We start from the raw sequence: 9,298 nt of genomic DNA on the forward strand, positions 1-9,298 counted from the left end.
GCGCTCACCATGCCTGGCGACTACGTCGTCTTTGAGCATCTCACCTATTCGCAGATTTCGCGCAGCGCCGGCCTGATCGGCCGCCGAACGGCACTGGTTGCGACCGACAACGAAGGCGTCGACCCCGAGGATTTCGAACGCGTCTGCGCGCAGAAGCATCCCAAGGTGATGTTCCTGATGCCCACCGCGAAGAACCCGACCTTGGTGACGATGCCAGCGGAGCGGCGGCAGGCGATCGCGCAGATCGCGCGTGAATACAATGTGGCGCTAATCGAGGACGATCTTTATGGCGATCTGACCGACGATCCAACGCCGTTGCTGGCCGAATATGCCCCCGAGCGCACAATTGTCGCCGGAGGCCTGTCGAAATCGGTTGCCGCCGGCGTACGCGGCGGCTGGCTTTCCTGCCCGCCAGCCTATCGCCATCGCATCCGCGTCGCGCACAAGATGATGACCGGCGGCCTGCCCTTCCTGCTGGCCGAGGTCGGCACCAGGCTGGTGATGTCCGGCCAGGCTGGCGATATCCGTAAGCATTGCATCGCCGAGATCCAGGCGCGCATCGCCATCGTGCGCGAGACGCTTGAAGGCTTCGACTTCGAGGCGAGAGACAATGTCCCCTTCGTCTGGTTGACCTTGCCGGACCCGTGGCTCTCCGGCACGTTCAAGAATGCCTGCCTGGCGCAGGGCGTGCTCATCGACGATGAGGACGAATTCAAGGCAGGCCGCTCCGAACAGGTCTTCCATGGCGTGCGTTTCGGCGTCTCACAACCGCGCCAGGATAAGGATGTCGCCGGTGGCGTCGCGGTGATCCGGCGCCTGCTCGATGAAGGCCGCGCCGGCTACGACAGTTTTTCCTGAGCTCGGCCACGCCTGATCCCGCAGCCTCCGCCACCTTGTGGCTTTCCGCCGTTTTTCGTCAATCTATGGGGTGTATCGGCCTCAAGCTTGCGATAAGAGGGGACTCGAATTCCCCTCTCCCACGGATACAAACCGCCGCCCATGACCATTTCCAATTCCGTGCCGATCACCCCGGAGCTCATTGCCGCGCACGGGCTGAAGCCCGACGAATATCAGCGCATCCTCGATCTGGTCGGACGTGAGCCAAGCTTTACCGAACTCGGTATCTTTTCGGCGATGTGGAACGAGCACTGCTCCTACAAATCCTCGAAGAAATGGCTGCGCACCCTGCCGACCAGCGGCCCGCAGGTGATCCAGGGACCGGGCGAGAATGCCGGCGTGGTCGACATCGGCGACGGCGACTGCGTCGTCTTCAAGATGGAGAGCCATAACCATCCCTCCTATATCGAGCCCTACCAGGGTGCTGCGACCGGCGTCGGCGGCATCCTGCGCGACGTCTTCACCATGGGCGCAAGGCCGGTGGCGGCGATGAACGCGCTGCGCTTCGGCGCGCCGGACCATCCGAAGACCAGGCATCTGGTGGCCGGCGTGGTGTCCGGCGTTGGCGGCTACGGCAATTCCTTCGGCGTGCCGACGGTCGGCGGCGAGGTCAATTTCGACCCGCGCTACAACGGCAATATCCTGGTCAACGCTTTCGCCGCGGGCCTTGCGAAGACGGATGCCATCTTCCTGTCCGAGGCCAAGGGCGTCGGCCTGCCGGTCGTCTATCTCGGCGCCAAGACCGGGCGCGACGGCGTCGGCGGCGCCACCATGGCCTCGGCCGAATTCGACGACAAGATCGAGGAGAAACGGCCGACCGTGCAGGTCGGCGATCCCTTCACAGAGAAATGCCTGCTGGAGGCCTGCCTCGAACTGATGGCCTCGGGCGCGGTCATCGCCATCCAGGACATGGGTGCCGCCGGCCTGACTTGCTCGGCCGTCGAGATGGGCGCCAAGGGCGATCTCGGCATCGAGCTCGACCTCGACAGGGTGCCGGTGCGCGAGGAGCGCATGAGCGCCTATGAGATGATGCTGTCTGAAAGCCAGGAGCGCATGCTGATGGTGCTGCGCCCCGAGAAAGAGAAAGAGGCCGAGGCGATCTTCCACAAATGGGGTCTCGACTTCGCCATCGTCGGCAAGACCACTGACGATCTGCGCTTCCGCGTTCTGCACCAGGGCGACGAGGTCGCCAATTTGCCGATCAAGGAACTCGGCGACCAGGCGCCTGAATATGATCGCCCCTGGGTCGAGCCGAAGAAGCCGGCGCCACTCGCGGTCGGGGACGCACCCAGGGCCGATGTCGCCGATGCGCTGCTCAAGCTGCTTGGCGGGCCGGACCTCTCCTCGCGCCGCTGGGTGTGGGAGCAGTATGATACGCTGATCCAGGGCAATTCGTTGCAGCTTCCCGGCGGCGATGCCGGCGTGGTGCGCGTCGAGGGCCATGCGTCCAAGGCGCTCGCCTTCTCCTCCGACGTGACGCCGCGCTATTGCGAGGCCGATCCCTATGAAGGCGGCAAGCAGGCGGTGGCCGAATGCTGGCGCAACCTGACCGCGACCGGCGCCCTGCCGCTTGCGGCCACCGACAACCTCAATTTCGGCAATCCGGAACGGCCGGAGATCATGGGCCAGCTGGTCGGCGCGGTGAAAGGCATCGGCGATGCCTGCCGCGCGCTCGGCTTCCCGATCGTCTCGGGCAATGTCTCGCTCTACAACGAAACCAACGGACGCGGCATCCTGCCGACACCGACGATCGGCGGCGTCGGGCTGATCGCCGACTGGTCGAAAATGGCGCGCGTCGGCTTTGCCGGCGAAGGCCAGATGATCGTGCTGGTCGGCGCGCCGGCGACGTGGGGCAGCCATCTCGGCCAGTCCGTCTTTATGCGCGACATCCATGGCCGCGGCGACGGCCCGCCGCCGCCTGTCGACCTCGAGCATGAAAAGCGCGTCGGTGATCACGTCCGCGCGCTGATCGCCTCCGGCATTGTCACCGCCGCGCATGACCTTTCCGACGGCGGCCTTGCCGTGGCGCTGGCCGAAATGGCCATGGCGTCGGGCATCGGCGCCACCATCCCTGGCCTTGTCGGGACCGATCCGATCCCGGTGTTCTTCGGCGAGGACCAGGGCCGCTACCTGTTGACGCTGTCGATCGACCCGCAAAGCAAGGAATGGGACGCCATTCGCGAGGAACAGGGCAAGCTCGGCATCTTCGCGCCCTGGATCGGCTCGACCGGCGGCCGCGACCTGAAACTCGGCGAGGCGCGGGCGATCCCGGTCAGCGAATTGACCGCCGCCCACGAATCCTGGTTTCCTCGCTTCATGGCAAACGAGGTTGTGGACCCATAATATTTTGGTCGGGATGGCGCCTTGTGCGCCTTTGGAAGTGGTGCATCCGCCATCCGGGCCATATCTATGAGATCAGTACCTGATAGGAAAACCCGCATGGCAATGGATGCCCACGACATCGAACGGCTGATCAAGGAAGGCATTCCGGACGCCAAGGTGACGATCCGCGACCTGGCCGGCGACGGCGACCATTACGCCGCCGAAGTGGTGGCCGAGAGTTTTCGCGGAAAAAGCCGCGTCCAGCAGCACCAGATGGTCTATGACGCGCTGAAGGGCAATATGGGCGGCGTTCTGCATGCGCTGGCCCTGCAGACCAGCGTCCCGGATTGAGGCAGCCGGACGGCTCCGCGTGGAACCTTTCATCGAAACGCTAACCGTTCCAGATCCTTGTTTTGACGGAGTTCCGGACGGAAAACCGTTTTCATACTTTCCTGGGATTGCTCAGATCTTCACCAGCATCGCCGTCAGGTACATGAAGCCGACGCCGGCGGCCAGGCCGGCCATCGCACTCGGAGCAAGCAGTGCCCGCGTGCCGTCGGCGCGCTGGCGAAGCTGCATCGACACGAGTTCAACGATCACCTGCAGGATTGCGCCGGCACCGACCGCCAGCGCCAGCGCCGACCATTGCGGCGCATAGGCGAGGCTGCCGATCCACAGGCCGATGACGGCGGGGCCGCCCGCCAGCAGCGTCAGCGCGGCGAAGGTCCTGAGTGGCGGGCGCTGCTTCAGGATCGGCGCGGCGATGCCGATGCCCTCGGTGATGTTGTGCAAGGTGAAACCGAGCACCAGGAAGGTGCCCAGCCCCGCCGCGCCCGACGCGAAGGCGGCGCCGATCGCCAGTCCTTCGCCGAGATTGTGCAGGCCGATGCCGAGCGCGATGAAGGTGGCGAGCGCCAGGCCGGTCGGCGCGCCGCTCCGCCGGCCCGCCGCCATCAGCGGCAGGAAACTCGCGGTGGCGGCAAGCACGATCATCGTCGGCCCCTGGAACAGGGCTGCAGCTTCGCTAGCCAGTTCGAAGGCGTCCTCCAGCGCATCGACGAAAAGGAAGGCGAGCAAGCCGACAGTCAGCGACAGGAGGAAGTCCATGCCGCTGCGTCCGACGCCGCGAAGCGCGGGGTAGAACATCAGACCGATCGCCACAGGCAGGATGCCGACAAAGGCGCCGAGCACCGCCTGCGCGACAAGGCTCAGCGAGTCACGGGTCGGCGTTGGCACAGCCACCGCGATCTCATGTCCGAATGTCGTCCCGGTGCTGGTCACGACATTGATAGCATGCGCCTCCCCCAACACCCAGGGATATGGCAGGTTGATCCATGCCGTCGAGCCGCGCGCGATCGGGCCCGGCGGGTCCTGCGTGAATTGCCAGTAGGCGTCGTCGACCTGGACCTGCGCGATCGTCATCGGTTCCGATCCGCCGGCACGGACAAGGACGCGAATGCCATCGGTGCCAAGGATCGTCCGCTCGAAGGTGATGTTCTCGACCGGTGGCGCGCCATTGCGGAAGCTCGACAGCGGATCGGAAGACAGCAGCCAGGCGATGGCTATCGCCAGGACGGTCAAAGGCAGCCCGATCCAGAGCAGATTGACCCGAGTTGGGCGCGCGGCACGCGTATTGGGCTGGCTCGTATCGGTCACGACAGAGCCTCCACGACATCGAACATGCCGGACCAGCCGAGCTCGGTGAACTCGGACTGGTGAGGATGGAACATATAGAGGCCCGGCTCGTGCTCGCGGAAATGGAACTCGAGAATGCCGCGCTCGGCCTGGCACTGGGTGATCAGGTCGACGGTCTTCAGCGTCGGCGTGAGCGTCGTACCCTGATTGTAATAGTCGAAGAAATTGGCGTGCAGGTGGAAGGAGTTGATCGGATCGAACTCGACGACATTGACGAGGTAGATGCGGACGGGCTTGTCCTTCAGCACCCGGATCGGCTTCTTCGCATAGGCGTGGGCGACCGTGTTGACGGCATAGACCTCGTTCTCGTTGTCGAAGTTGGTGTCGAAGGCGTTCATGACCATCACGAATTCCTGCCAGTTTGCATTCTCGGGCGAGCCGAGCAGGCGTGAGCGGGCGACCGCCTCGTGCTCCGGATGCCGGGCAGGGTCGGGATCGATGACGAAGGCACCGTACATGCCCTTCTGGATATGCCGCTTCAGCGGCAGCGCGTGGCAGTGGTAGAGGTGACAGCCGAACGGCCTGGCATCGAACTCGTAGACGAACTCCTCGCCCGGCCCGACCAGGCCGGCACCCGGGACGCCGTCCATGCGCGCGGCGTGGATGCCGTGGAAATGCATCGAATGCGGATGCGAGCCTTGGTTGCGGAAGACGATCCGCAGGCGTTCGCCTTCGGTCGCCCGCAGCGACGGGCCCGGCACGCGGCCATTGTAGGTCCAGGCCGGGAACATGATGCCGGGCGCAATCTCGATCTCCTTGTCTTCCGCCGTGACTTCGAAGGTGCGAAGCGTGCGCCCGTCCGGCAGCGTCGACACCGTACCGGTCTCCCATTCGTTGACCAGCTTGACCGGGTCGAAGCCGTTTCGGGTGTCGTCGACCTCACCGACCGTCATCATCGCTCCATGAGCGGACAAATGCGCCGGCTGGTTTTCGGCAGCCGCAACCGCCGGCATCTCGTGACCGACATGGCTTGTCTGCCCGCGCGCCGCGCTTGCCACCACCGCTGTGCCGCCGGCAGCCGCGAGGCCGCCGGCCAGAAGCAGCCTTCGATCGAGCTTTCGCCCCAGCAAGGATTTCGTCCCGCTCATGCCTGCATCCTCCAGATCGCGGCGAGCATAGCGGATGCTTTAAGATTTAGCTATAGCTATATTCTGTTGGCACGGATTTGGCAGACGCGGCAACGCAGGCTATCGCAAGAGGCTACTGCGCCGCCGCCCTCTTGGCCGACACTGCGATGATGGGACCCGCGGGATACTTCCCGCCGACGATCATCCTGCCGCCATCCGACAGCGCCGAGACCACACCATCGAGGAACAGCGCATTGGGACAGGACAACGCGTCGCGGAACAGCCGCGCGAAGCTGCCAAGGCTGACTTCCGACCGCGAGATCGCCAGCACGACGGTATCGCCATCGCGCACGCCAACCCCGTTGCGGACATAGCGCGAGGTTCCATTCTGGTCGAAGCGCGGATGCAGCGCGCCATCGATCACCAGCATCGGGCCCGACTGCGTGGCGAAGACCGCATCGGGCTTGGCGGCGGCATAGGCGCTGCTTTCCATGACCGCGGCCTTGCCGTCCCTGCCAATCAGGAACACGCCGTTCGGCTTCAGGAAGAAATTGCCCTCGGCATCCGCAAGGTTGAGCGGCGCCTTTTCGTTGCCATCCTCGACAAGCAGGCCGACCGGCGTCAGGTCCTCGTGGTACATACCGCCATTCATGGCGAGCAGGACCGGCCGCCCCTGCCCCTTCATAGCCGTGTCGAACACCTCCAGCGAGCCGAACGGCTTGCCTTTAGCACCGGCATGGACGCCGATATCATAGGCGTTGAGATCGATCTCGCAGACGACATAGGGTACCGCCTCGAAGCTCAAATCCCGGCACGGAGCGGGCAGTCCGCCGATGACGAGCGGCGGGCGTTCCCGCGGCCTCAGCCAAAGGGCCGCGGCCAGGGCGACGAGCAGGACGCCGATCAGGATCGTCGCGAGATAGCGCTTTTTCATTACGCTCCGGGAGGATTGGCAGCCTAGGGGACTTGGTGCAGCGTCAGGCCATCTTTTGCGCCATTTCGGCGTCAGCAAGGCAAATACCTTGTTTCGGTCAACCTATGGGTTTATTTGATGGTTATGTTTCGAGCCTGACTCCCACAGGCGTGAAAGGATTATCCATGAGCGGTATCAACGACTACATCGACAGCGAAGTGAAGAGCAACGACGTGGTGCTCTTCATGAAGGGCACGCCCGGCTTTCCGCAGTGCGGCTTCTCCGGCCAGGTGGTTCAGATCCTCGACTATATCGGGGCCGACTACAAAGGCGTGAACGTGCTGACGTCGGCCGAGCTGCGCCAGGGCATCAAGGATTATTCCAACTGGCCGACTATCCCGCAGCTCTATGTCAAGGGCGAGTTCGTCGGCGGTTGCGACATCGTGCGCGAGATGTTCCAGGCGGGCGAACTGCAAACGTTCCTCGTCGAAAAGGGCGTCAGCGTCAAAGGCGCCGCCTGACTGAACGCGCCTGCCGGCACCTGACCGGCGGCGCTGCCTTCCGGGGCTGCCCCCACCTCGGCATTTGGTTCCCGATACTCGGGAACGAGACGGATGGATGCGCCGGTCAACCGGCGCAGGTTCGTTTGGAAAATCGGATCTTGCCGTGGACAAGCAGGCAGTGGCGCAGCAATCGGCAAGCAACTTGCCCATTCCGCGCTGGGAATTCATCGCGCTCTGCGCGGCGCTGATGGCGCTCAACTCGCTCGCCATCGACATCATGCTGCCGGCGCTGCAGCAGATCGGCGCCTCGCTCGGCGTGATGAGCGAGAACCACCGCCAGTATGTCATCACCGCCTATATGCTCGGCTTCGGCGGCGGGCAGCTTTTCTTCGGGCCGATCTCGGATCGATTCGGGCGTCGCGCGCCGCTGGTCTTCGGCCTGATCGTCTATGTCGCCGCCGCGGCTGCAGCCGCCGTCGCGCCGAGTTTCGCCTTGTTGCTCACCTGCCGCCTCATACAAGGCTTCGGCGCCGCCGCGACCCGCGTCATCGCCGTCTCGATCGTGCGCGATACGTTCGAGGGGCGGCGCATGGCCGAAGTGATGTCCTTGATCTTCATGGTGTTCATGGCGATCCCGGTCGTCGCGCCTGGCATTGGCCAGTTCGTCATGTTGTTTGCAAGCTGGCACTGGATCTTCGTGACCATGGCCGTCGGGGCGTTGATCATATCGGCGTGGGCGGTGCTGCGCCTGCCGGAGACGCTGCATCCGGAATATCGCCGGCCATTGACGGTCAGCGCGGTCGTCGATGGTTTCCGCATCGTGCTCACCAACCGTCTCACGCTGTGCTATGCCTTCGCCAGCACCTTCATCTTCGCCGCCATGTTCGGCTTCATCAGTTCCGCGCAGCAGATCTATGTCGACATCTTCCATGTCGGCGAGCTGTTCCCGCTGATCTTCGCCGGCGTCGCCGGCGCGCTCGCTTTCTCGAATTACCTCAACTCGCGGCTGGTCGGACAGGTCGGCATGCGTCGACTGTCGCAAGGCGCGCTGCTTGTGTTCCTCTGCATCAGTCTTGCCTGGCTGGTCGTCTCGCTCGAAATGACCATGCCGCTCTGGCTCTTCATCACCTTATTTGCCGGCGCCATGGTGCCGTTCGGTGGCCTGGGCGCGAATTTCAACGCGCTCGCCATGGAGCCGCTCGGCGAACTCGCCGGGACTGCTGCATCCATCCTGGGCTTCATGCAGACCTTTCTCGGCGCCCTGATCGGAGCGGCGATCGGCCAGGCCTACAACGGCACGGTGACGCCGCTCGCCGCCGGCTTCTGCAGCGTGTCGGTCGCGGCGCTGCTGATGATCCTGATTGCCGAGCGCGGCAGGCTGTTCCAGCCGCATAACCCGCCGGTGTGAGCCCAGCCCAAGGTCTTAGTCGGCCCAGAGTTCGCGGCGCAGCTCCTGCCAGCTGTCCTTGTCGGGGGCGACCAGGATGCCGCCGTCGACATGCGAGGGCAGATAGGCGCTGCCGTCGATGCGCGCCGCATAGCCGCCGGCTTCCTGATGGATCAGCACGCCGGCCAGATGATCCCACGGCATCAGCTTGTTGTAGACGACGAAATGCGCGTGGCCGCTGGCGAGCAGCCGGTATTCGTGCGCCGCGCAGCGATAGCCGAACTGCGACAGCGCCTTGGTCTGGTTGCGGGCGAGCCGCGAGCGCTCGGGTTCCGGCAGGTATTGCCAGGAGACGGCGCCCGTCATTTGCGAGATCGGCACGGCCGCCGCGACGCGCACCTTCTCCAGCGCGCCATCGGCGTGGCGGATGTGGCTGCCTGCGCCTTTGGCGCCGATCAGCCAGTCCTTGCCGACGGGGTCGTGGATGATGCCGGCGACGGTCTCGCCCTTGACG

9 protein-coding genes are annotated in these 9,298 nt (G+C 64.5%); 5 read left to right on the plus strand and 4 right to left on the minus strand.

The genetic code is table 11. From position 1 onward, the window contains the following. The 3 genes from EN781_RS16350 to EN781_RS16360 all read left to right on the plus strand — a co-directional run. A partial coding sequence (locus tag EN781_RS16350) for a PLP-dependent aminotransferase family protein (RefSeq protein WP_145965522.1) occupies window positions 1-858 on the plus strand: 858 nt, incomplete at its 5' end. A 141-nt stretch (window positions 859-999) separates the two neighbouring features. Further along, window positions 1,000-3,240 carry a phosphoribosylformylglycinamidine synthase subunit PurL gene (gene purL / locus EN781_RS16355; protein WP_126054840.1) on the plus strand — a complete coding sequence of 747 codons (2,241 nt, stop codon included), beginning with the start codon at window positions 1,000-1,002 and terminating at the stop codon, window positions 3,238-3,240. A gap of 96 nt (window positions 3,241-3,336) precedes the next feature. Then, window positions 3,337-3,570, plus strand: a complete 234-nt coding sequence (locus EN781_RS16360; protein WP_023674714.1) for a BolA family transcriptional regulator — start codon at window positions 3,337-3,339, stop codon at window positions 3,568-3,570. Window positions 3,571-3,681: 111 nt separating this feature from the next. On the opposite strand, the gene EN781_RS16365 is transcribed toward EN781_RS16360, so the two are convergent. The 3 genes from EN781_RS16365 to EN781_RS16375 all read right to left on the minus strand — a co-directional run bounded on the left by EN781_RS16365 (window position 3,682) and on the right by EN781_RS16375 (window position 6,915). Next, window positions 3,682-4,875, minus strand: coding sequence for a ZIP family metal transporter (locus EN781_RS16365; protein ID WP_126054841.1), 1,194 nt, complete (start codon window positions 4,873-4,875; stop codon window positions 3,682-3,684). Further along, window positions 4,872-6,002, minus strand: coding sequence for a multicopper oxidase domain-containing protein (locus EN781_RS16370; protein ID WP_126054842.1), 1,131 nt, complete (start codon window positions 6,000-6,002; stop codon window positions 4,872-4,874). The genes EN781_RS16365 and EN781_RS16370 overlap by 4 nt, the downstream gene beginning before the upstream one ends. A gap of 112 nt (window positions 6,003-6,114) precedes the next feature. After that, window positions 6,115-6,915, minus strand: coding sequence for a phosphodiester glycosidase family protein (locus EN781_RS16375; protein ID WP_126054843.1), 801 nt, complete (start codon window positions 6,913-6,915; stop codon window positions 6,115-6,117). Between the two features lie 164 nt (window positions 6,916-7,079). Between EN781_RS16375 and grxD the strand changes: the two genes are divergently transcribed. Together grxD and EN781_RS16385 are read left to right on the plus strand one after the other, a co-directional pair. Then, entirely contained in the window at window positions 7,080-7,415 is a 336-nt protein-coding gene (gene grxD / locus EN781_RS16380) for a Grx4 family monothiol glutaredoxin (RefSeq protein ID WP_126054844.1), read from the plus strand. Between the two features lie 190 nt (window positions 7,416-7,605). Next, window positions 7,606-8,805, plus strand: coding sequence for a multidrug effflux MFS transporter (locus EN781_RS16385; RefSeq protein WP_245455682.1), 1,200 nt, complete (start codon window positions 7,606-7,608; stop codon window positions 8,803-8,805). A 15-nt stretch (window positions 8,806-8,820) separates the two neighbouring features. Here EN781_RS16385 and EN781_RS16390 read toward each other — a convergent pair. Continuing rightward, window positions 8,821-9,298: inositol monophosphatase family protein (locus EN781_RS16390; protein WP_281034375.1), on the minus strand; the 478-nt coding region annotated here is incomplete at its 5' end.

The sequence above is a fragment of the Mesorhizobium sp. M4A.F.Ca.ET.090.04.2.1 genome, assembly GCF_003999085.1.
Classification (GTDB): domain Bacteria; phylum Pseudomonadota; class Alphaproteobacteria; order Rhizobiales; family Rhizobiaceae; genus Mesorhizobium.